Source organism: Rhodoferax sediminis (assembly GCF_006970865.1).
GTDB classification, from domain to species: Bacteria; Pseudomonadota; Gammaproteobacteria; order Burkholderiales; family Burkholderiaceae_C; genus Rhodoferax_A; species Rhodoferax_A sediminis.
In genome coordinates, this window is sequence record NZ_CP035503.1 from 4,366,784 (window position 1) to 4,387,497 (window position 20,714).

Sequence of the window (20,714 nt, forward strand, 5' to 3'; positions counted from 1 at the left end):
AGCTACGCGCCCAGGCCCTGCCACGCGTCGGGGCCGGGCGTGATCCGGGCCAGCAGCGTCTCGCCCAGGTTCATGCCCAGCTTGCGGTAGCTCTCCCACTGCTCGTCGCCAAAGAACTGGTCCGCCGTAGGTTCCTGCGGAAAGTCGGTATGGGCCGCCTGGTATTGCACCAGGTCCAGGCTGGCGCCCTGGGTCAGCCGCGGCTTCACGAAGACCAGGGTGCTGATCGACGCCGCCACACCCTCGGCCGCGGGCAGCAGGACCCGGTAGCCCAGCAGAAAATGCGTTCCCTCGCGCGAACCGCGCGCAAAACCACCCGGGTTGCCGAACAGGTCCGCCAGCGCATGGGGCGGCACCAGCGGCTCGAACACCGCACCAAAATCGACGCGCGCCAGCCGCATCAGATTCGCCACGTCGGCAAACTGGTAATCGGGGTCGGCCCCATTGTCCAGCGCGAGGATAAAGCCGGTGCGCCGGCGCAGCAATTCATACACCGCCGTGTTTTCGAAATGGCCGCCGTCGGTCAGGTACCAGTAGCGCTCCCCGGTGCCGAAGAACTGGCCGCGCAGCTCGCGGTACAAATGGATCTGGGTCGAAAACAACCAGTCGCCCAGATCGCGCACGCGGGCCTGGGTGGTCTGCCACCAGTAGCCGAGCCGCACATTCGCCAGGCCCGTGAGCAGGGCGCGCTCGGGCGTGGTGCCGCGGCCCAGCCCGGGCGCAAACGCCGCGCCGGAAATCCCGACCCAGCGCCCCAGCGACAGGCGCTCAAAAGGGTCGTCGTTATCCGGCTGGCGCCGCTGGAACTGGCCATCCACCAGGTAGCCGTCGGGCGTGATCGCCAGCGGGCGCCCCTTGCGGTCCTGGTACACCAGCGCACTGTGCGCCTCCACGGTCTCGTTGATGGTGACATTGATCAGGTGCAGCGGCGCCAGCGACGCGGGCCGCCGTGCCTCGGCGCCGTAGTACTGCTCCAGCGACATGTCGTCGCGCGGATGCGGCTCGGTAATCGCGTCCCAACGGCTGTCTTTGGCCCGCGCCGGATTGCTCGCGCCCAGGTAGGCGCGCACGATGCGCGCGGTGTACAGGTTTTGCAGCGTGGACAGGTTCAGGAACTGGAACGACACACCCGTGATCAGCGCCAGCAGCACGAGACCGGCCAGCGCGAGCCAGGGCAGGGCCGGCAAGTCCACACCCACCAGCCATGCGGCCCAGACGCCCCAGAACAGCACCACCGCGCTGCCCAGCAGCAGCGCCAGCAGCATGGGCAGCGCCCGCATCAGCAGCCGCTTCTCCGCGGGGTTGGGGTGCAGCCCGGCAGCGGGAATCAGCTTGCCCAGACTCAGCACGGCGGCGACAAAACCGGCCACGGTGATACCGGGCGCGGCATGGCCCTGCCGCATCCACTGCGCCAGCCAAGCGCTCGCCATCAGCACCGCCGCCACCCCCAGCAGGCCCAGCGCGATTTGGGTGGCCCGCGCCAGCCACTGCGTCAGGCGCGTGCGGGTCACCAGCATCAGCGCCGCGGCGCGGCTTTTGTTGGGCGGGAAAAAGCCGCGGCTCCAGGCGACGGCAAACCAGACCCAGGCCAGCCACGCAATGGCGCCGGCCGTCATCGTCCAGCCAAGCCACGACTGGCCCCAGCCCGTCACGGCAATCAAGGGGCCGACCATGAACCCGAGCACGGAAGGCACGGTCAGCACGCCCGCAAGCCAGCGCGCAAGCGCCGGCGAGCTGCGGCTCGAGGGCAGGTCGGTACACCAGTACGCCACGCCCAGCGGCAGCACCGCCAGCAGCAGCAGCGCCAGCGACAGGCCCAGGTACAGCCCACCGGCGCGCCACGGCGCGGCCAGCGTCCAGAGCGGGTCGGCCCACGGCGCATACGCGTGCGCCCAGGGCTGCGCCGCATGATTCAGCACGCCCAGCAGCGCCAGCGGCAACAGCAGCGAAATGCCCACCACGTAATGCACCGCGAGCAGGTTGCGCAGCCACAGCACCAGCGCATAAAAATAGTCGCCGCCACCGTTCGGCGCGAGGTAGCGGCCGCTGTAGCGCAGCCACTCGAGCGGACGGGCGTTGCCGGCCTGGGCAGGGTCGCCCGCATCATCGGCCCGCTGCTCGGTCGCACACAGTTGGGTCAGCGCCTGCTCGCGCGCCTGCGCCTGCTCGTCGGGCGTGGGCGGATGGCCCGCCGCATCGCGCACGCTGGCCGGGGTGAACAGGCTGCCCAAAAAACTGCCCGCATAGCCGCCGCCCGAAACCGTGGACAGGTAGTCAAAACGCTCCAGCATGCCGGCGCGGGCCAGCGCCTGCAGCATCCCCAGCGACAGCGTGGCACTGCGGATGCCGCCGCCCGACAGCGCCAGCCCGGTGCTGATCGCCGCCGGCTCCTGCCCGAGCACGCTGCGCCGCCATTGCAGGCGCGTGGCCTCCAGCTGGCGCCAGTCGGCGTTGGTGGCGAACGGTGTCGGGTGACGGCTCATGGGGCGCTCCTCCCTTTGTTGTAAAGGGGCGCGGCCCGCCGGCCGCTGGCGTCAAGCCAGCATGAGTTTCAGCTCGCCGCTGACCATCAGCCGCTCCAGATCGCCCGCCCCGCCGATCAGTGTGCCGCGCACGAACACCATTGGCAAGGTCGGCCAGCCGGTCCACAGCTTGAGCGCATTGCGCTGGCGCCAGTGGCTGAAGTAGTTGCCGTATTCCAGGTAGTGGTAGGGCACGCCGGCGGCGTCCAGTGCGCGGCGCGCTTTTTTCGGGAACGGGTTCATGCCCATGCCCACCACCACAACCGCATGCTGGGCCACGGCCGCCTGCACCTCGCGCACGATGGCCTGCTGGTGCGTGGCGATTTTTTCGCGAATCGCGGGGTGGATCTGGGCTTCGTCAAGAATCGGACGCGGCATCGGGAACTCCGGAGGACAACAAGCCACCGATTATGGGCGCGCCACGGTCGCGGCCTGCGCTCTTGACCGGCATCAAGGCGGCCCGCGACCCGCGCCCGTATGCTCGCAGGCCATGGCATCCGGCACTTCCCTTCCCCCGCTGCGCAGTATCCCGATCGGCCAGCCGCTGCAGTGGCTGGTGCGGGGCGGGCGCGACCTGTGGCGCTGCGGCTGGGTCAGCGCGGCCCACGGGCTGGCGCTGGCGCTGTTCGGCGGCGTGCTGCTGGCCCTGGCGCGCGACCGGTTCTGGCTGCTGGCCGGCGCATTTTCGGGCTTTCTGGTGGTGGCGCCCGTGCTGGCCACCAGCCTGTACGCGCTCAGTCGCGCGCTCGAGCGCGGCGAGCCGGCCGATGCGCGGCTGGTGCTGCAGACCTGGCTGAGCTGGCGCCGCAGCGATGCGCAGGCGGGCGGCAAGGACTGGCGGCTGGTGCGCTTCGGCCTGCTGCTGGCGCTGGCCGGCACCGGCTGGGTACTGACCTCGGCAGCGCTCATCACGCTGCTGGCCCCGCTGCCCATCCGCACGCCGCTGGACTTCGTGCGCCATGTGGTGCTGGCGCAGGACAGCCGCCTGTTCGAACTCTGGCTGGCGCTGGGCGGCGCACTGGCTGCGCCGGTGTTCGCCTCGAGCGCCGTGGCCCTGCCGCTGCTGCTGGACCGCCGCGCGTCCCTGCTGCAGGCCGTGCTCACGAGCTGGCAGGCGGTGCTGGCCAACCCGCTGCCGATGGCGCTGTGGGCCGCCCTGATCATGCTGTGCTGCCTGCTCGGCTTTGGCACGGCGCTGCTGGCGCTGGTACCACTGCTGCCGGTGCTCGGCCACGCGAGCTGGCACGCGTACCGCGATCTGGTCGACGCCTCGGCCCTGCCCGAGCGCAGCAGCGGCGCAGCGCCGGCGCCCACCGCGAAGGACGGCCCATGATCTTTGGCCTCACGGAAGCGCAGATCGCCGGCTTCGGCCTCACCTTCGGCGTGGGCGCCTTCATTCTCTACATGCTGTTTATCATCGGGCATCTGGCATGGGAGTCCAAGGCCGGCAAGTTCGGCACCTTCGTGATCTTTCTGGGCCTGGCCTTTGGCATGGTCGGTTTCGCGGCGAAATACCTGATCCAGTGGGTGCTGGACATCAAATAGTCTGGCTGGCGCGCCGGCGCTGCATCCGTTTGTAAGGATGTAAGCGCCGTGTTTCACAAGCACACAAAGGCGCCACCTGCGGCTGTTAAGATGCGACTCCTCGCCTCATCCCGCACCGAAAAGCTCCCTCCTGTCCATGACCGTTGCCCTCGCAGGACGCGCCCCTGCCACGTTCGAGATCAAAAGCGCCAACCTGCCCCTGGTCGCGCTGCTGCTCAAGTCCACCAACCTCGCCGCCCTGTCCGATGAAATGGCGCGGCACTACGGCGAACTCCCGAATTTTTTCGACCACGACCCGCTGGTCGTCGACCTGTCGCCGCTGCAGTCCACCGCCGATGCCGACGACGCGACCGTGGACTTCCCCGCGCTGCTGGCACTCTTGCGCCAATACCGCGTGATGCCGATTGCCGCCAAAGGCGGCAGCGCCGCGCAAATGCAGGCCGCGCAGCTGGCCGGGCTGGCCGCCGCGCCGGATGCCACGATGGCAACGCCCAGTCCGGTACGCCATGAGGCCGCTGCGCCGCCGGCGCCCGTCGAGGTGGCTGCCCCCGCTTCGGCCCTGGTCATCGACAAGCCGCTGCGCTCGGGCCAGCAGGTCTATGCGCGCGGGCGCGACCTGGTGCTGCTGTGCATGGTCAACGCCGGCGCCGAAGTCATTGCCGACGGCCACATCCACGTGTATGCGCCCCTGCGCGGCAAGGCCATCGCGGGCGCGCGCGGCAATGCCGACGCGCGCATCTTCGCGCTGTGCATGGAGCCCGAGCTGATCTCCATCGCCGGCATCTACCGCACCAGTGAGGTCGCGCTGCCGCCCGACGTGTGGTCCAAGCCCACGCAGGTGCGGCTGATGGGCGAGCCGGGCGACGGCAAGCTGGTGATGGAGCCTATCAAGGCCTGAACCGCTGTCATCCACCCGCAGCAAATCAACCCCATCATTCATTCAAGGTATTCAAAGGAATTTCACCCATGGCAAAAATCATCGTCGTGACTTCCGGCAAGGGCGGGGTCGGCAAGACCACCACCAGCGCCAGCTTCGCCAGCGGACTGGCCCTGCGCGGGCACAAGACCGCCGTGATCGACTTCGACGTCGGCCTGCGCAACCTGGACCTCATCATGGGCTGCGAGCGCCGTGTGGTGTACGACCTCGTCAACGTGATCCACGGCGAGGCCAACCTGCACCAGGCGCTGATCAAGGACAAGCAGTGCGACAACCTGTTCGTGCTGGCCGCCTCGCAAACGCGCGACAAGGAAGCGCTGACCAAGGACGGCGTGGAAAAAGTGCTGCACGACCTGGCCGGCATGGGCTTCGAGTACATCGTGTGCGACTCGCCCGCCGGCATCGAGACCGGTGCGCTGATGGCCATGCACTTCGCCGACGAGGCGCTGGTGGTGACGAATCCCGAGGTCTCCTCGGTGCGCGACTCCGACCGCATCCTGGGCATGCTGTCGAGCAAGACCAAGCGCGCGATCGACGGCAAGGATCCGATCAAGGAACACCTGCTCATCACGCGCTACAACCCGAGCCGCGTGGACCAGGGCCAGATGCTGTCGCTGCAGGACATCCAGGACATCCTGCGCATCAAGCTGATCGGCGTGATCCCCGAATCCGAGGCGGTGCTGCAGGCCTCCAACCAGGGCCTGCCGGCCGTGCACCTGCAGGGCAGCGATGTGTCGGAAGCCTACAAGGACGTGATCGACCGCTTTCTGGGCGCCGACAAGCCCATGCGCTTTGTCGATCCCCAAAAGGGCGGCTTCCTCAAGCGCCTGTTCGGAGGGAAATAAGGCATGGCCATCTCGTTTTTGTCCTTTCTGCTCGGCGAGAAGAAAAAGACCGCCAGCGTTGCCAAGGAGCGGCTGCAGATCATCCTGGCGCACGAGCGCAGCGGCCGCCACCCCGAGCCCGACTACCTGCCGGCACTGCAGCGCGATCTGGTGGCGGTGATCAGCAAATACATCAAGATCAATCCCGACGACATCAAGGTCAACCTGGAACGCCAGGACAACCTGGAAGTGTTAGAGGTCAAGATCGAGCTGCCGGACGCGAAGTAGGCGCTACAGAAGCAGTAGCTGCTTGTGTAGACGAGGAAAGGGCTCGCGGTTGGTTTTGTTCAAACCTTCAGCCGCTGCGCGGCGGCCATTCAGGCGGGGCCGATGGCGTCTACCCGTTGACTGAGCGCTGTTTCCAGCGCCGGCAAATCGGCGGTAACGGTCTTGAACAGGACCTCAGGAGCCACTTGCTCGTAACCGTGAGCCAGGATGTTCCTCAAACCCGTCATACGGCGCCAGGGGATCTCTGGCATTGACTTCGCGCGTTCATCGCCCACGCGATATGCCGCCTCGCCAAGGTTGATGAACAGTTTCTCCACGGCAAGGCACAGGATCCTGTTCCCCGAGATGCTATGGATGCCTCCCTCCCGAAGGGGAAAAAATCGAAGCCCGGAGATGGAGCAGCGGTCGATCAGCAAGAGTCGCCCCAGGAAACGGGGTGGATCCTCTGATGGATACGGCATCAAAGTGCCCAAAGCGTGATAGACCAAGGTCTTCACAAACACCACAGAGGATCCGCTGTGAATCGTAATACAGGCATGAATGCGGGACAAATCATCGGTACCATGAACGGCCAGTTGGTCGTCGGTCTGGATATCGCCAAGCAGGTCTTTCAGCTGCACACGGTGGACATGGACACGGGCGAGATCGTCAACGTGCAGATCAAGCGAGCCAAGGTCATGGAGCACTTTGCCAATCGTCAGCCCTGTCTGATCGCCATTGAAGCCTGCGGCGGTGCGCATCACTGGGCGCGCGAATTGACCGGGCTGGGTCACAGCGTGCGCTTGCTGCACGCCAAGGCGGTACGCCCCTTCGTGAGTGGCAACAAAACCGATGCGACGGATGCACGAGCTATCTGGCTGGCCGTGCAGCAGCCTGGTGTGAAATTAGTGGGCATCAAGACGGCGGCCCAGCAAGCCACGCTCGCGCTGCATCGCCAGCGAGAACTCATGATGAAGATGCGCGTCATGCAAACCAACGCCCTGCGCGGGTTGCTGTATGAATTCGGTGCCACCTTCGCCAGGGGAAACAGGGCCTTGTTCAGCGAGGTCGAGCAGGCACTGGTTGACCTGAGTGACGATTTGCCCCAAATGGTGGCTGACAGCCTGCGCGAGCAAGTCGCCCGCATCAAGGCATTGAGCCAAGACATGCAGGCCATCGAAAAGCGCCTGGCGCTTCAGCTCAAGGCGGATCCAAAAATGCAGCGCATTGCCCAGATCCCAGGCGTCGGATTGCTCACGGCAACCGCGGCTATCGCCACCATGGGCGAGGCGAGCGCATTCAAGTCAGGGCGCGAATTCTGCGCTTGGCTTGGAATGGTTCCCTCGCAGACCGGTTCCGGCGGCAAGGTGCGTCTGGGATCCATCACCAAACGTGGCGACACGTACCTGCGGACATTGCTCATTCACGGCGCCAGAAGCGTGCTGGCGCATACCAAGGAGCCCGGGCCTTGGCTCGAAGGGCTCAAAAGCCGAAGGCCTGCCAATGTTGTGGTCGTGGCCCAAGCGGCCAAGACGGCCCGAACGATATGGGCAGTGACGGCCAGGCAGCAGGATTACCAAAGAGGCTTTCAAAGCGTCAGGCCGCACGCGGCGTGAGGGGCCCGAGAAAGTCAGTGAACAACCAACCCTAACCGAAAGGATATGGTCCAGTCTTCGCAAGGGCAGTGAGGCAGCAACAAGTGAAGTGATGTGAAACAGGTCAGACCGGGACGAGCTAAACCTGAACCGATTGCCGGACATAAAAAGTCCGTCCCTGAGATGAGGCGCTTGTCAGCGGATATGCATCGGGGCCAGCGGGCGAGCCTGGGAAACCAGACGAACCATGCAATCAAGGCCGAATATAAGGACGCAGCCGACTTCTCCGCAACATGACACGAATTCTTCTTGCTCTCCGGGAGGCATCCATATAAGGCATCCATATAAGAACTCGGTGACTGTGAGGCCTGCCACCAGTGATCGCAGTTCCTGCACAAACTGCAGCATGTCCGTCAAATGCGCGGGCGTGCGGTCCGTCATCACTGAAATAGCGGCCGCAGCTGCGGCTCAATCGCCCGGCGGCGGTACGGATTTTTCAGCACCGACGGGAAAGCCAGATCCACCTTGCGCCCGTCAAACGCGGCAGACAACTCGTCCTGCATGTCGACCAGCGCAAAGCCGCTGGGCGCCTCGCCGGGGATGAACTCCACCAGCAAATCCACGTCGCTGTCGGGCCGCTCTGCGCCGACTGCCGCCGAGCCAAACAAGCGCATGCGCTGCACGTGATAGCGCCTGCAGATGTCTGCAATGCGCGACTGCTGGATGGCTGCGATCTTCATGAGGGCAATTATGCGGGGAACGCAAGGGCCCTGCTACTCTGCCGCTGCAAGTCGCTCGATAGCGACCGGTTTTACTGAACACTTCCACCTGCCTCGCCCTGCACGCCCGCCCGGCCATTCGCACCGGCACTGCCCACGCCGTTGCCGGTGTGCTTGAGGTTCTTCTTGCCGGCTCGAGCGGCCTTCTTGCCGGTGCTCTGCATGCCGTCCATCGGGACTCCGCCGTTCGCCGAGGTGCTTGCACCGGCGCCCATTGAGGCGCCCGCGGCGCCTTCGGTGCCGGCAGCCCCGCCCATGGCGGCGCGGCCACTCGTCTGCGTTTGCGCGCGCTCACGGGCCGTGGCATCAATGTCGGCGTTGACACCGATGCCCACGCCGGCGCCCGTCCCCAAACTGGTGCCAACCCCCGCATTCGTGTTGACGCCGCCCAGCAGCCCGAGGGCTTGCGCCGGCATCCCCCACGCCATGGCGGTGGTGACAACGATCAAGGCGGGAACAGAACGCAATGAATATTTGGACATCAGAAACTCCTTGTGATCAAACAGAAGCTTCATCCTGCCCGCGAATGCTGTTACATGGGGTACAGCGAGGCCGGTTTTGTAACGGCATATGAGTGAGAGGCCAATCGGCGCGATTGTCCTACGGGGCGGTGGCGCGTCGGGCTACAAAGGCGAAGCCGCCCATGCGGGGCGGCCTTCTTTTCAGGGCACGCAAAGGCTTCATGGTCATGAGTGGGGCAGGAACAAGGAAGCATTCGTTGCAGCACGCGCATGGGTGAACCGATTTTTAAGGCAAATCGGGCTGTAGCGCCCGTCCCACTTATGCAATCAGCTATCAAAGCAATAGCGCTGTGACGACCAGCCCGGGCTGCGCGTTGCGCACCTCGAGCGTGCCGCCGTGCGCTTCGGCGACCAGCCGGCACAGGTACATGCCGAGACCCACACCGCCGGTGGCGCGCTGGCGGGCGCTGTCGGTGCGGTAGAACGGTTCGGTGAGGTGTTCGAGCTGCGCGGCGTCGACGCCGGGGCCGAAATCGCGCACTTCGATCAGCACGCCCCGGCCTTCCGTGCGCAGCGAAATGCGCGGCGGCTGTGGCGCACCAAGGCTGTAGCGCAGCGCGTTGTCGAGCAGGTTGCGCACCAGCAGGCGCACGCGGGTGCGGTCGAGCGACCGCGGCGGCAGCGCGTCAGGCAGGTCGAGCTGCACCGCAGCGCCCGCGGCCTGCTCGGACACCACCTCGCGAACCAGGGCCGCCAGATCGACCGGCTCGCGCTGCAGCGAAGCGTGCGCACTGGCAAGGCGCTCGCTCTCCAACAGGTCGCTGATGAGGTCGCGCATCTCGTTCAGGTCGCGCAGCAGCGCGCTGCGTTCCGGGGCGCTGTCGGGCGTGTCGGGCAGCAGCTCGGCGTTCAGGCGCGCGCGCGTGAGCGGCGAGCGCAACTCGTGGCTCAGCGCCAGCAGCAGCGCGCGCTTGGCATCGAGCATGCCTTCGATGTCGTGCGCCATGGTGTTGATGCGCTGCGCCAGGTCGCCCAGCTCGTCCTTGCGGCGCAGCGGGATCGGCCGGTCGAACTGGCCGCCACCAAAACGCTCGGCCCCCGCGCGGATGTCGTCGAGCGGGCGCAACAGCCGGCGCACGTAGCTGTAGGCGCCGACGATCAACGCCAGCAGCAGCGCGAGCGTGATCCAGCCGATGCCATGCGGCGCGTTCTGCCAGCTGGGCGTGTCGAGCGAAAAGCTCACGCGGTGGCCGTCGGCAAGCAGGCGGCTCAGCACCTCCGGCGCGCGCCCTTCACGCATGTCGCCCCTGCGGCGCGCGGTGCGCTCCGGGTCCGAGTCCCAGTTGACACGCGGCCCCTGGATGCGGATCGCGATCGGCAGCCGCTGCGTCAGCGCCCGCGCGCGCGCGATGTCGGGCGGCGTGCCGATCTCGGCGGCGAGGCGGTCGACGTAGTCGGTGATGAGCGGCAGGCCGGCCTCGCGCCAGCCGCTCGCAAAGGTTGCGCGCATGCCGCCGATGACCACCAGGCCCATCGCCAGCGCGAGCAGCAGGAACACCGTGATGAGCCGCGCGCGCAGCGAATGGCGCCAGCGATGCCGCCAGCGGCGACGCTCCCGGTGACGTGCCTCGTGACTCACGGCTCAGGCATTGCCGACGGCGAGCGCATAGCCGGCATTGCGCAGCGTCTTGATGCAGTCGAGCGGCTCCAGCTTCTTGCGCAGCCGGCTCACCACGATGTCGACGGCGCGCGTGTAGAGCTCGGCCTCGTGGCCGCGCAGGCGGTTCAGGATGTCGTCGCGGCTGAACACCTTGCCGGGTTCGGACGCGAGCAGCGCCAGCAGTTCGAACTCGGTGCCGGTGAGCTCGACCGGCTCGCCCTGCCGCAGCACCTCGCGCCTGTCGAGGTCGATCGCGAGCCCGTCGAACACGCGGCGCTGCGGGCTCGCGGCCACCGGCGGCGCCACGCGCTGGCGGCGCAGGATGGTCTGCACGCGCGCCACCAGCTCGCGCGGCTCGAACGGTTTGGGCAGGTAGTCGTCGGCGCCGAGCTCGAGCCCGACCACGCGGTCCATCACGTCGCCGCGCGCGGTCAGCATCACGATCGGGATGTCGCTCTCCTTGCGGATCTCGCGGCACAGCGCAAAGCCATCCATCTCGGGCAGCATCACGTCGAGGATCGCGGCGTCGTAGTGCGCGGCGCGCAACCTGGCAAGGCCCTCGCTCGGCCGGGTCGCGCTGTCGAGCGTGCAATCGAAACGCGCGAAGTAGCTGGCCAGCGGCGCCGCCAGATGCTCGTCGTCGTCGATCAGGAGGATGCGGGGCATGGGCGGATTATGTGGGACGCCATCGCCGCCGCAGCATCACCCATGACGACCCCAACGACGACCGCCCTTGTTCATGAAATCACGCACCTTCTGCTGCTGCGCCGGATTCAGGTTGTCGAAGAAGTCGGCGGCCGCGGCGATGACTTCAGGGCTGCCGCTGCGCACGGCGGCCATCTTCTCTTCGATCATCTTGCTGGCGCCGGCCTGGTCGAGCCTGGCGCCGGCGAACAGCGACTGGAACTGTGCGCGCGTGCCGCCGGCACCGCCTGCGTCGCCTGCATCGCGTATGGCGGTGCGTTGCGCCTGCAGCTTTTCGGCCAGCACGTTGAGCTTCTGTTTTTGCGCGGCATCGAGGTCCAGCTTGCCGCCCACGCGCTCGACCATGCGGGCGCGGAACCCGGCCGGGTCACCACCCCAGCCACTGCGGTGCGCGGCACAGGCGCCCAGGCTGCCGGCCACGATCGCGGCGCCGGCAAAACCGAAAAGAGAACGTTTGATCCACGGTTTCATTGGAGACTTCCTTGTGTGTGAAAAAGAGGAAGCCCCATGGTGCTTTCGGCAGCCCGTAAAGTCCTTTCGCGGCGGTATCGGCGTGTTTCGTTTTATTTCGCTCGCTCAGCCGAGCGGGCGCACGCCAATCAGCAGGCCGTGCGCCCAGAACGCAAACACGGCCCACGCCAGCACCCCCACCACCACGGTGATGACCGTGCCCGAGGTCGTGCCGGCCGGGTAAACCGTCTGCGCCGCACGATCGCGCGCGCGCGCGGCCCGAAAGCTCAGCGCCGCCCACACCAGAAAGGCGCCGAACAGCAGCACATCGGCCGGGCTGCCGTTGGACAGCAGGTGCGCCAAGGCCCAGACCTCGACCCCCAGCACCATCGGGTGGTGCAGCCGCGCCTTGATGCCGTTGCGCGGCACATAGGCGGCCACCAGCAGCACGAAGGAAATCAGCATCAGGAGCGACGTCACATGGCGCATGCCCATGGACCCCTCCCACAGCAGCCCGGGCAACTGCCGCGCCTGGTTGAAGCCCCACACGATCAGCACAAACCCGGCGATCGACAGCAGCGCGTACAGGCCCTTCCACGGCTTCTCGCCGAGCCGCGCGATCATGGCCGTGCGCCAGCCGTCGGCGACGATGCGCGTGGAATGCACGCCCAGAAAAATCACCAGACCCAGGATCAGCATGCCCATGATGTTCTCTCCAGATGATTGTTGGGGGATTATGAGCGCCAGAAGTCGCCGTGTTGAAGTACCAAGCCACACTCAGAGCCACCCGTGTGGTGCGGCTTGCGTGCGCGCAGAGACGATACGAGACTACAAATTCAATAGCGCATAGTGCATATCACATAAGGTCTGGAGGCTGATTTGATAATGAAATTCGTTGAAGAGACCGCCCAGCGTCCCATCATGCCCAAGCGCGCTTCGCGTGTCACCCAGGCAATGCCCTGGGTTCCAAAACGTCGCCGGACGCCTACGCTCGACTCTTCTTTTTAGCAGGAGTTACTGATGCGAACCGCCACCGACATACAGACCAAAGACCCTCACTCAGAGCTGCCGCAATACGGCAGTAAACCCAAAAAGCCCGGCCTGTACCTCGGGCTGTTTCACGGCCGACATGACCCGCGCGAACATATGAGCGACTGGGGTTTTGATGGCCCGGCCATTGGACCTCTGAAGTGGTGCCACACCACCTATGCGTCCAAGATCAAAATCGAGTTTGAAAATGCTGCCGATGCCGCAGAGTATTTCGGCGTCACGCAAGATCCGTTCGAACTGTCGGTGGATGCGGACTTGCTGGTTTTCGGTGGCATGTACTACGGCGACTGGACGGTCTATTACGTCCCGCCCGAGGATTGCGAACGGCCGGCCGACACCTTCCGAGAGACCACGCGAGTGAACAACTTCATTGCGCACCGCAAGTTCTTTCTCTAAGTATTGAGGCCTCTTCGTGCGGCGGGCATACTCAAGTCTCATACCTGAGGGAGAACCCATGGCCACAGAAGCCGCCGCCCACGTTAACTGGACTCGCCCGCAAACGCTGGCTGCACTGCACATCTACATGCAGTTGCCGTTTGGTCAGCTTCATCGCGGTAATCCGAAGATCAAGCAATTGGCCGAGTGGATGGGACGCACGCCCAGCTCGGTTGCTATGAAGTTGACTAACTTGGCCAGCTTGGACCCGCTGATCGTCGCCAGCGGGCGCGCTGGCTTGAAGGGGGCGTCGACGCTGGATCGTTCCATCTGGACTGAGCTACAGCAGAATTGGGATGCTGTGGCACTGGAGGCTGCCGCCGACTATGAGCACTTGGCCTCAAGCCATGGCGTCAAGGCCGACGCAGACTTGCTGGAAGACGCGCCGCCGTTGGAAGAAGGCAGAACCCGCAACGCCACCGTGCAGGTACGCGTGAATCAAGCGCGCTTTCGCAAGGCCGTGCTCGCCAGCTACAACGCGACCTGCTGCATCAGCGGCCTGTGCCACGAAAAACTGGTGATTGCCAGCCACATCATTCCGTGGAGTGAAGACACGAAGAACCGATTGAACCCGCAAAACGGACTGTGCTTGTCGGCCCTGCACGACCGCGCTTATGACCAAGGCTTGATCACGGTCATGCCCGACTTCAAGGTGCGCGTGTCGAAACAACTCAAGCCCAGCGCAGGCGATGGCTTCATCACAGAGTCACTGCTGCGCTTTGACGACCAACCGATTCAATTGCCCGAGCGTTTCCGGCCCTCGCCCGAGTTTTTGGCCTCACACGCTCGGCGCTTCGGATTCATGCGATGACGGACGCAGGCGCCGTTTTCCGCATCGCTGAGTACAGGCTAACCTTTTCAGTCTTTTTGGCCTGTAGCCCATACCCTACATGCGCTGATAGCTATTAAATCGATAGTAATTTAGATGGACGTCTTCGCGCAGGCGCCATGACCCACCACGCTTCACATGCGCGCATATCGCGCCACCAGCCCGCGCATCGCCGGCCTGGTGCAGCGTTGCAGCGCCATCAACAAGGCATGGTGCGGGCGGGCCACGCCATGGCGGGTGCGCAGGTCATGCTCTATCTGTGCCAGCAGCGCGGCCGCCATTTCGGCATCGGCCAGCGCGCGGTGCGCCCGGCCGGCGCGCGGCAGGTGGTGGTAGTCCACCAGCGTGCCCAGCTTGTGGTTGGGCGCCTCCGGGTAGAGCCGGCGCGACAGCAGCATGGTGCAGGCAAAGGGCTGCGGCGCCGGCTGGCCCAGGCGCGCCAGTTCATCAGCCCAGAACCGGCGGTCGAACGATGCGTTGTGCGCCACCATGGGCGCGTCGCCGACGAAGCGGCTGGCCTCGCCCATCACGGTGGCGGCATCGGGCGCGGCGGCCACCATGGCGTTGGTGATGCCGGTCAGGCCGGTGATGAAGGCCGGAATGCGCACGCCCGCGTTCATCAGGCTCTGGAAGCGGTCCACCACCCGGCCGTCCTCCATCAACACGATGGCCACCTCAGTGGCGCGGTCGCCATGGTCGGGTGAGATGCCGGTGGTTTCGAAGTCGATGACGGCGATGGGGGTCCGCGGGGCGCTTGCGCTCAATTTGCCACCTCGCCCTTCGCCTCGCCCTTGACCTCCTCCGGCGCGGCCACCGGAGCCGGCGCCGGCGCGAAGTACAGAGCCGTCCAGCCGGCGTCCAGCTTGAAGGACTGCTCCGCGGCATAGAGGCGCAGCATGCCGTCAGAAGAAATCCCGCCCAGCAGCAGCCAGTCACGCCCACGTTCACCCATGCGTTGCGTGAATTCGCTCCAGCCGTAGCTGGCGGTGAACTTCGAGGTGCTCACCGTCCAGCCCTCCTGCAGCCGCTGGTGCAGAAAGGCGAACGTCGCCACCGGGTCGAACGCGAAGTAGCCGCGCTGCTGCAGCGTGAGGCGTTTGAGTTCCTGGGAGGAAGCCTCATCGGTGGCGAGCTGGAACACGCGGTGCACGCCAAACCTGTGCCCCTGGGCCTTGCAGGCCAGCGCATTGTAAAAATCGTTGTCGGTGGCGCACAGCAGGTGATTCACGTGCTGCGACTCCAGCGTGTGCTCGGCATGTTCGGAGAGGATCTCGCCGTAAAAGACCTCGATGCCGGCCATGCGAGCCTCCTTGAGGCGGTGATAGGCGCCATCGACCAGCAGCACATCGACGTCCAGCTTTTTCAGCACACTGGCGAACGCGACGCTCCAGGGGGACGCCCCGACGATCAGCAGGCCGTTGTCATTTTTTGCGGCCAGGCCGAGGCGGCGCGCCATGCGCCCAATGGTGAAGCCGTGCGCCAGCACCGTCACCACGATCACGAGGAACGTGACGGGCAGCAACTGGTCGGCGTCCTTGTAGCCGGCCGCGACCAGCGCAGGCCCGAAGATGCCGGCCGTGGCGGCCGCCACGATACCGCGCGGCGCGATCCATGCGAGCAGCAACTTGTCGTTGCGGCGCACGGGCGCACCGAGCGTGGCCAGAGCGATCGTGAGTGGCCGCACGAGCAGCACGATGGCCAGCACGAACAACGCCGTGTGCCAGTTCAGCAGGTGCAGGTGGCTCGCGTCCAGCCGGGACGGAATGACGATGAACAGCACCGACAGCAAAATGATGCTCAGATTTTCCTGTGACTGGTGCAGGGTCTCGCGGTCGGGCAGCTTCATGTTGCCCATCACCAGCCCCATGACCGTGACGCTGAGCAGTCCGGCCTCGTGCTGGGCCAGGTTGCTGACCCAGTAAACCACCGGCACCAGCACCATGAGGACCGGCGACTTGAGGTGCTCGGGCACCGCCCCGCGTCGATACAGCCACCCCGTCAGCCAGCCCCCCAGCCCGCCAAGCACGGCGGCGGCCGCAATGGCGCCACCGAGGCTCGCCAATATCTTGCCGGGCCCGCCGCCGGCCGTGGTGAGGTATTGAAAGGTCAGCACCGTGAGCAGCACGCCCACCGGGTCGTTCACGATGCCCTCCCACTTGAGCAGCGAGGACGTCTCCTTGTTGAGCCGCGCGCCGCGCAGCAGCGGCAGGATGACGGTCGGACCCGTCACCACCAGGATGGCGCCGAGCACCAGCGCCACCGGCCAGCTCAGGCCGCCAAGGTAGTGCGCCGCGACGCTGCCAAAGAGCCAGGCCAATGGCGGTCCGAGAATGGTCAGCCGGCCCACACCGTGCCCGACGCGCCTGAACTCGCCCAGTTTCAGGGCCATGCCGCCATCGAACAGGATGATGGACACGCCCAGGCCGATCAAGCCGGTCAACTCCTGCGGGGGCAGTCGCAGCGTGACAACGCCGGTGACCGGCCCCAGCATCAGGCCGGTCGCGATCAGCACCACAATCACCGGCACCCCGATGCGCCACGCCACCCACTGGCTGGCCAGACCAGCGCCCAGCACGATCAGCAGCAGCGACGCAGCGGTCATCATCGGGGGCGGCGGGACGGTGCCCTACACGTCGATATTGCCGGCCCTCAGCGCATTCGTCTCGATGAACTCGCGCCGTGGCTCGACCTCGTCGCCCATCAGCATGGTGAAGACGCGGTCGGCCTCGATGGCGTCGTCAACCTGCACGCGCAGCAGGCGGCGCTGGGTGGGGTCCATGGTGGTTTCCCAGAGCTGAGCCGGGTTCATTTCGCCCAGGCCCTTGTAGCGCTGGCGCGCGGTGGCGTTTTCGGCCTGGGTGATCAGCCATTTCATGGCCTGGCGGAAGTCGCTCACGCGTTCGTCCTTTTGCTTCTCGCCCTCGCCGCGCATGACCCGCGCGTCGTCGCTCAGCAGGCCGCGGAAGGTGTGCGCCGCCTCGGCCAGTGCGGCGTAGTCGGAGCCATGCACGAAGTCCTGCGTGATCACGCTGCTTCTCATGTTGCCGTGATGGTGGCGCTTGATGCGCAAGATGGGCTTGTCGTGATGCGCGTCGAACTCGCCCACCACTTCGGCCTTGTGCAGCGCAGCCTGCAAGGCGGCCGCCGACGCGGCTGCCTCCGCCTCGGTCTCGAGGTTCAGGATCACACCGTCGGCGATGGCGCGCAGCGCTTCGTCATCCATGAAATGGCTCAGGCGCGCAATCACGGCCTCGGCGCCCTGGTGCTTGCGCGCCAGCTCGGCCAGCGTGTCGCCGCTGATGGTGGTGCCGGCCGTGCCGCCGGTGAACACGCTGGCGTCCTTCAGCGCAATGCGCAGCAGGAAGCTGTCGAGCGCGGCGGCGTCCTTCAGGTACAGCTCTTCCTTGCCGGACTTGACCTTGTACAGCGGCGGCTGCGCGATGTAGATATGGCCGCGCTCCACCAGCTCGGGCATCTGGCGATAGAAGAAGGTCAGCAGCAGCGTGCGGATGTGCGCGCCGTCCACGTCGGCGTCAGTCATGATGATGATGCGGTGGTAGCGCAGCTTGGCCACGTCGAAGTCGTCGTTGCCGGTGCTGCCGCCCGCCTTGCCGATGCCGGTGCCGAGCGCCGTGATCAGGATCAGGATTTCATTGCTGGTCAGCAGCTTTTCGTAGCGGGCTTTTTCCACGTTCAAAATCTTGCCGCGCAGCGGCAGGATCGCCTGGAATTTGCGATCGCGCCCCTGCTTGGCCGAGCCGCCGGCCGAATCCCCTTCGACGATGTAGATCTCGCACAGCGCCGGGTCTTTTTCCTGGCAGTCGGCCAGCTTGCCGGGCAGGCCCATGCCGTCGAGCACGCCCTTGCGCCGCGTCATGTCGCGCGCCTTGCGCGCGGCCTCGCGGGCGCGCGCCGCCTCGATGATCTTGCCGACGATGATCTTGGCGTCGGTCGGGCGCTCCTGCAGGTAGTCGCTCAAGAGGCGACTCACGATGTCTTCCACCGGGCCGCGCACCTCGCTGCTCACCAGCTTGTCCTTGGTCTGGCTGCTGAACTTGGGCTCGGGCACCTTCACCGAGAGTACGCAGCACAGGCCTTCGCGCATGTCGTCACCGGTGATCTCGACCTTGGCCTTTTTCGCCAGCTCGGATTCGTCGATGTACTTGTTGATCACGCGCGTCATGGCGGCGCGCAGACCGGTCAGGTGGGTGCCGCCGTCGCGCTGCGGAATGTTGTTGGTGAAGCACAGCACCTGTTCGTTGTAGCCGCTGTTCCACTGCATCGCTACCTCGACACCGATGTTGGTGTTCTGGTCGCTCTCGCGGTCGCCCATGGCGTGGAACACGTTGGGGTGCAGCACCGTCTTGCCCTTGTTGATGAAGTTCACAAAGCCCTTGACACCACCGGCGCCGGCAAAGTCGTCTTCCTTGCCGGTGCGCTCGTCCTTCAGGCGAATGCGCACGCCGTTGTTCAGAAAACTCAGCTCACGCAGACGCTTGGACAGGATTTCGTAATGGAAATCGCTGTTCTCCTTGAAAATCTCGGCGTCGGGCAGGAAATGCACCTCTGTGCCGCGCCGCTCGGTCTCCTTGATGACCTTCATGGGCGAGACCTCGACACCATCCACCACCTCGATGATGCGGTTTTGCACAACCCCTCTGGAAAATTCCAGCACATGCACCTTGCCGTCGCGCCGGATCGTCAGACGCAGCATCTTCGACAGGGCATTCACGCAGCTCACGCCCACGCCGTGCAGGCCGCCCGAGACCTTGTAGCTGTTCTGGTTGAACTTGCCGCCCGCATGCAACTCCGTCAGCGCGATTTCGGCAGCCGAGCGTTTGGGCTCGTGCTTGTCGTCCATCTTGATGCCGGTCGGAATGCCGCGTCCGTTGTCAACCACGCTGATGGAGTTGTCGGTGTGGATGGTCACCAGAATATCGTCGCAATGGCCCGCCAGCGACTCGTCGATCGAGTTGTCCACCACCTCGAACACCAGGTGGTGCAGGCCGGTGCCGTCGGAGGTGTCGCCGATGTACATGCCGGGTCGCTTGCGCACCGCCTCCAGCCCTTCAAGGATCTGGATCGAACCCTCGCCATACGCTTCGGAAGCCCCGGCCTGATGCGCATCGATGGTGGGCTGGAAGTTGGAGCTGCTCTCGCCACCCTCACCCGTGTGGACAACCTCCGCTTCGATGGAGACGGGCTGGAGGGGCTTGTTTTCTTCGGTCATGACGTGCATTTCTCAAACTCTTGAATGACCAAACCCGCGAAAGTCCGCGGGTTCTGGTCGGTATCCGCTATATTTTGAATAGCATCAAATCCGCATTGGCATCACGACGTACTTGAAGGTCGCGTTGTCGGGAATGGTCAGCAGCGCCGAGCTGTTCGAATCGGACAGCTCCACCTTCACCATCTCCTGCTGCATGTTTGCCAGCGCATCGATCAGGTAGGTCACGTTGAAGCCGATCTCGATGCTGTCGCCGCCATAGTCGATGTCGAGCTCGTCCACCGCCTCTTCCTGCTCGGCATTGTTGGACGCCACACGCAACGTGCCGGGCTCGATGTTCAGCCGCACACCCTTGAACTTCTCGCTGGTCAGAATGGCGGTGCGCTGCAGCGAGGCCAGCAGCGCCAGGCGGCCCAGCGTGATGCTGTTCTTGTGGTTGCGCGGAATCACGCGGTTGTAGTCGGGGAACTTGCCCTCGACCAGTTTGCTGACGAATTCCATGCCGCCAAAGCTGAAGCGCGCCTGGTTGCTGGCGAACTGCATTTCGATCGCGCCTTCCGCATCCGACAGCAGGCGCTGCATCTCGAGAACGGTCTTGCGCGGCAGGATCACCTCCTGCTTGGGCACCTCGACGTCCAGCGTGGCCGACGCAAACGCCAGGCGGTGGCCGTCGGTGGCCACCAGGCTCAGCTGCTTGCCCTCGGCCACGAACAAAATCCCGTTCAGGTAGTAGCGGATGTCGTGCACCGCCATCGCGAACGAGACCTGGCCGAGCAGGTCTTTCAGGGTCTTTTGCGGCACGCTGAAGGTCGGCCCGAAGCTGGCGGCTTCCTGCACCAGCGGGAAGTCCTCGGCCGGCAGGGTCTGCAGCGTGAACTTGCTTTTGCCGCCCTTGAGAATCAGCTTGTTCTGGTTCGATTCGAGCGACACGGTCTGGTCGGCCGGCATGGTGCGCAGGATGTCGATCAGCTTGCGCGCGCCCACCGTGGTGGTGAAGCTGCCGTTGTCGCCATCGAGCTCGGCGGTGGTGCGGATCTGGATTTCCAGATCGCTGGTGGTCAGCTGCACGCTGCTCCCGGTCTTGCGGATCAGCACATTGGCCAGAATGGGCAGGGTATGGCGGCGCTCCACGATGCCCGCGACCGATTGCAGGACTGCGAGCACTTTGTCTTGTGTTGCCTTCAGGACGATCATGTCAACCTCTTCTTAATTTCTTTAATTTAGATTAGTAGTAGTAGATAAGGGCGGCCGCGCGCTGTGGATATCGCCATTTTCCCTTTTTTTATCAGGCACTTGCATAGCTTTGAAGACTGTGTGCAGCCCTGCTCCCCGAATGCTTCGCCAGCATGAACAACTTCGGGGTTTGGCGCCGGCCTGTGGATAAGCCCATGGTTGTGCCAGAACTGTCCCCAGGGTTGTTAGACGCAG

Annotated in this window: 21 protein-coding genes; 8 read left to right on the top strand and 13 right to left on the bottom strand. The window is 65.2% G+C overall.

Features of this window, described 5'->3' with window-relative positions; all coding sequences use genetic code 11:
- Nucleotides 1-2 precede the first annotated feature (2 nt).
- Both EUB48_RS21535 and EUB48_RS21140 read right to left on the bottom strand, forming a co-directional pair.
- Nucleotides 3-2,483: a patatin-like phospholipase family protein gene (locus tag EUB48_RS21535; protein ID WP_210411671.1), complete on the bottom strand. Its 2,481-nt coding sequence runs from the start codon at nucleotides 2,481-2,483 to the stop codon at nucleotides 3-5.
- 51 nt (nucleotides 2,484-2,534) lie between these two features.
- Nucleotides 2,535-2,900 (bottom strand): glutaredoxin domain-containing protein, encoded by a 366-nt coding sequence (locus tag EUB48_RS21140; protein ID WP_142821009.1) that lies wholly within the window; start codon nucleotides 2,898-2,900, stop codon nucleotides 2,535-2,537.
- A 112-nt stretch (nucleotides 2,901-3,012) separates the two neighbouring features.
- Here EUB48_RS21140 and EUB48_RS21145 point away from each other — a divergent pair, with 112 nt between their 5' ends.
- The 5 genes from EUB48_RS21145 (at nucleotide 3,013) to minE (ending at nucleotide 6,116) form a co-directional block, all read left to right on the top strand.
- Nucleotides 3,013-3,855 carry a DUF2189 domain-containing protein gene (locus EUB48_RS21145; protein WP_142821010.1) on the top strand — a complete coding sequence of 281 codons (843 nt, stop codon included), beginning with the start codon at nucleotides 3,013-3,015 and terminating at the stop codon, nucleotides 3,853-3,855.
- Nucleotides 3,852-4,067: a DUF2788 domain-containing protein gene (locus EUB48_RS21150; RefSeq protein ID WP_142821011.1), complete on the top strand. Its 216-nt coding sequence runs from the start codon at nucleotides 3,852-3,854 to the stop codon at nucleotides 4,065-4,067. Before EUB48_RS21145 ends, EUB48_RS21150 begins: the two co-directional genes overlap by 4 nt.
- Before the next feature lie 136 nt (nucleotides 4,068-4,203).
- Entirely contained in the window at nucleotides 4,204-4,965 is a 762-nt protein-coding gene (gene minC, locus EUB48_RS21155; protein WP_142821012.1) for a septum site-determining protein MinC, read from the top strand.
- A gap of 68 nt (nucleotides 4,966-5,033) precedes the next feature.
- Nucleotides 5,034-5,849, top strand: a complete 816-nt coding sequence (minD, locus tag EUB48_RS21160) for a septum site-determining protein MinD (protein ID WP_142821013.1) — start codon at nucleotides 5,034-5,036, stop codon at nucleotides 5,847-5,849.
- A gap of 3 nt (nucleotides 5,850-5,852) precedes the next feature.
- Nucleotides 5,853-6,116: a cell division topological specificity factor MinE gene (gene minE, locus EUB48_RS21165; RefSeq protein WP_174571089.1), complete on the top strand. Its 264-nt coding sequence runs from the start codon at nucleotides 5,853-5,855 to the stop codon at nucleotides 6,114-6,116.
- An 89-nt stretch (nucleotides 6,117-6,205) separates the two neighbouring features.
- On the opposite strand, the gene EUB48_RS21465 is transcribed toward minE, so the two are convergent.
- Entirely contained in the window at nucleotides 6,206-6,532 is a 327-nt protein-coding gene (locus EUB48_RS21465) for a HepT-like ribonuclease domain-containing protein (RefSeq protein WP_168226792.1), read from the bottom strand.
- A 147-nt stretch (nucleotides 6,533-6,679) separates the two neighbouring features.
- Here EUB48_RS21465 and EUB48_RS21175 point away from each other — a divergent pair, with 147 nt between their 5' ends.
- On the top strand, nucleotides 6,680-7,711 hold the full coding sequence (locus tag EUB48_RS21175) for an IS110 family RNA-guided transposase (RefSeq protein WP_142821015.1): 1,032 nt from the start codon (nucleotides 6,680-6,682) through the stop codon (nucleotides 7,709-7,711).
- A gap of 419 nt (nucleotides 7,712-8,130) precedes the next feature.
- Here the strand turns inward: EUB48_RS21175 and EUB48_RS21180 are convergent, their stop codons facing one another.
- The 6 genes from EUB48_RS21180 to EUB48_RS21205 form a co-directional block, all read right to left on the bottom strand.
- Nucleotides 8,131-8,430 carry a nucleotidyltransferase family protein gene (locus EUB48_RS21180; RefSeq protein WP_142821016.1) on the bottom strand — a complete coding sequence of 100 codons (300 nt, stop codon included), beginning with the start codon at nucleotides 8,428-8,430 and terminating at the stop codon, nucleotides 8,131-8,133.
- Between the two features lie 71 nt (nucleotides 8,431-8,501).
- On the bottom strand, nucleotides 8,502-8,951 hold the full coding sequence (locus tag EUB48_RS21185; RefSeq protein ID WP_142821017.1) for a hypothetical protein: 450 nt from the start codon (nucleotides 8,949-8,951) through the stop codon (nucleotides 8,502-8,504).
- Nucleotides 8,952-9,264: 313 nt separating this feature from the next.
- Nucleotides 9,265-10,569: a sensor histidine kinase gene (locus tag EUB48_RS21190; RefSeq protein WP_142821018.1), complete on the bottom strand. Its 1,305-nt coding sequence runs from the start codon at nucleotides 10,567-10,569 to the stop codon at nucleotides 9,265-9,267.
- 3 nt (nucleotides 10,570-10,572) lie between these two features.
- Complete coding sequence (locus EUB48_RS21195; protein WP_142821019.1) at nucleotides 10,573-11,256, bottom strand: response regulator transcription factor; 684 nt, start codon at nucleotides 11,254-11,256, stop codon at nucleotides 10,573-10,575.
- A 36-nt stretch (nucleotides 11,257-11,292) separates the two neighbouring features.
- Nucleotides 11,293-11,766, bottom strand: a complete 474-nt coding sequence (locus EUB48_RS21200) for a Spy/CpxP family protein refolding chaperone (protein WP_142821020.1) — start codon at nucleotides 11,764-11,766, stop codon at nucleotides 11,293-11,295.
- A gap of 105 nt (nucleotides 11,767-11,871) precedes the next feature.
- Nucleotides 11,872-12,450 (bottom strand): NnrU family protein, encoded by a 579-nt coding sequence (locus EUB48_RS21205; protein WP_142821021.1) that lies wholly within the window; start codon nucleotides 12,448-12,450, stop codon nucleotides 11,872-11,874.
- A 315-nt stretch (nucleotides 12,451-12,765) separates the two neighbouring features.
- Between EUB48_RS21205 and EUB48_RS21210 the strand changes: the two genes are divergently transcribed.
- Both EUB48_RS21210 and EUB48_RS21215 read left to right on the top strand, forming a co-directional pair.
- Nucleotides 12,766-13,191: a hypothetical protein gene (locus tag EUB48_RS21210; RefSeq protein WP_142821022.1), complete on the top strand. Its 426-nt coding sequence runs from the start codon at nucleotides 12,766-12,768 to the stop codon at nucleotides 13,189-13,191.
- 58 nt (nucleotides 13,192-13,249) lie between these two features.
- On the top strand, nucleotides 13,250-14,041 hold the full coding sequence (locus EUB48_RS21215; protein ID WP_142821023.1) for an HNH endonuclease: 792 nt from the start codon (nucleotides 13,250-13,252) through the stop codon (nucleotides 14,039-14,041).
- Between the two features lie 152 nt (nucleotides 14,042-14,193).
- Here the strand turns inward: EUB48_RS21215 and EUB48_RS21220 are convergent, their stop codons facing one another.
- The 4 genes from EUB48_RS21220 to dnaN all read right to left on the bottom strand — a co-directional run bounded on the left by EUB48_RS21220 (nucleotide 14,194) and on the right by dnaN (nucleotide 20,480).
- Nucleotides 14,194-14,823 carry a 3'-5' exonuclease gene (locus EUB48_RS21220; RefSeq protein ID WP_142821024.1) on the bottom strand — a complete coding sequence of 210 codons (630 nt, stop codon included), beginning with the start codon at nucleotides 14,821-14,823 and terminating at the stop codon, nucleotides 14,194-14,196.
- Complete coding sequence (locus EUB48_RS21225) at nucleotides 14,820-16,664, bottom strand: cation:proton antiporter (protein ID WP_142821025.1); 1,845 nt, start codon at nucleotides 16,662-16,664, stop codon at nucleotides 14,820-14,822. The genes EUB48_RS21220 and EUB48_RS21225 overlap by 4 nt, the downstream gene beginning before the upstream one ends.
- A 21-nt stretch (nucleotides 16,665-16,685) precedes the next feature.
- Nucleotides 16,686-19,289, bottom strand: a complete 2,604-nt coding sequence (gene gyrB / locus EUB48_RS21230; RefSeq protein ID WP_142821026.1) for a DNA topoisomerase (ATP-hydrolyzing) subunit B — start codon at nucleotides 19,287-19,289, stop codon at nucleotides 16,686-16,688.
- Between the two features lie 84 nt (nucleotides 19,290-19,373).
- Entirely contained in the window at nucleotides 19,374-20,480 is a 1,107-nt protein-coding gene (gene dnaN / locus EUB48_RS21235) for a DNA polymerase III subunit beta (protein ID WP_077562061.1), read from the bottom strand.
- Between the last annotated feature and the right edge of the window lie 234 nt (nucleotides 20,481-20,714).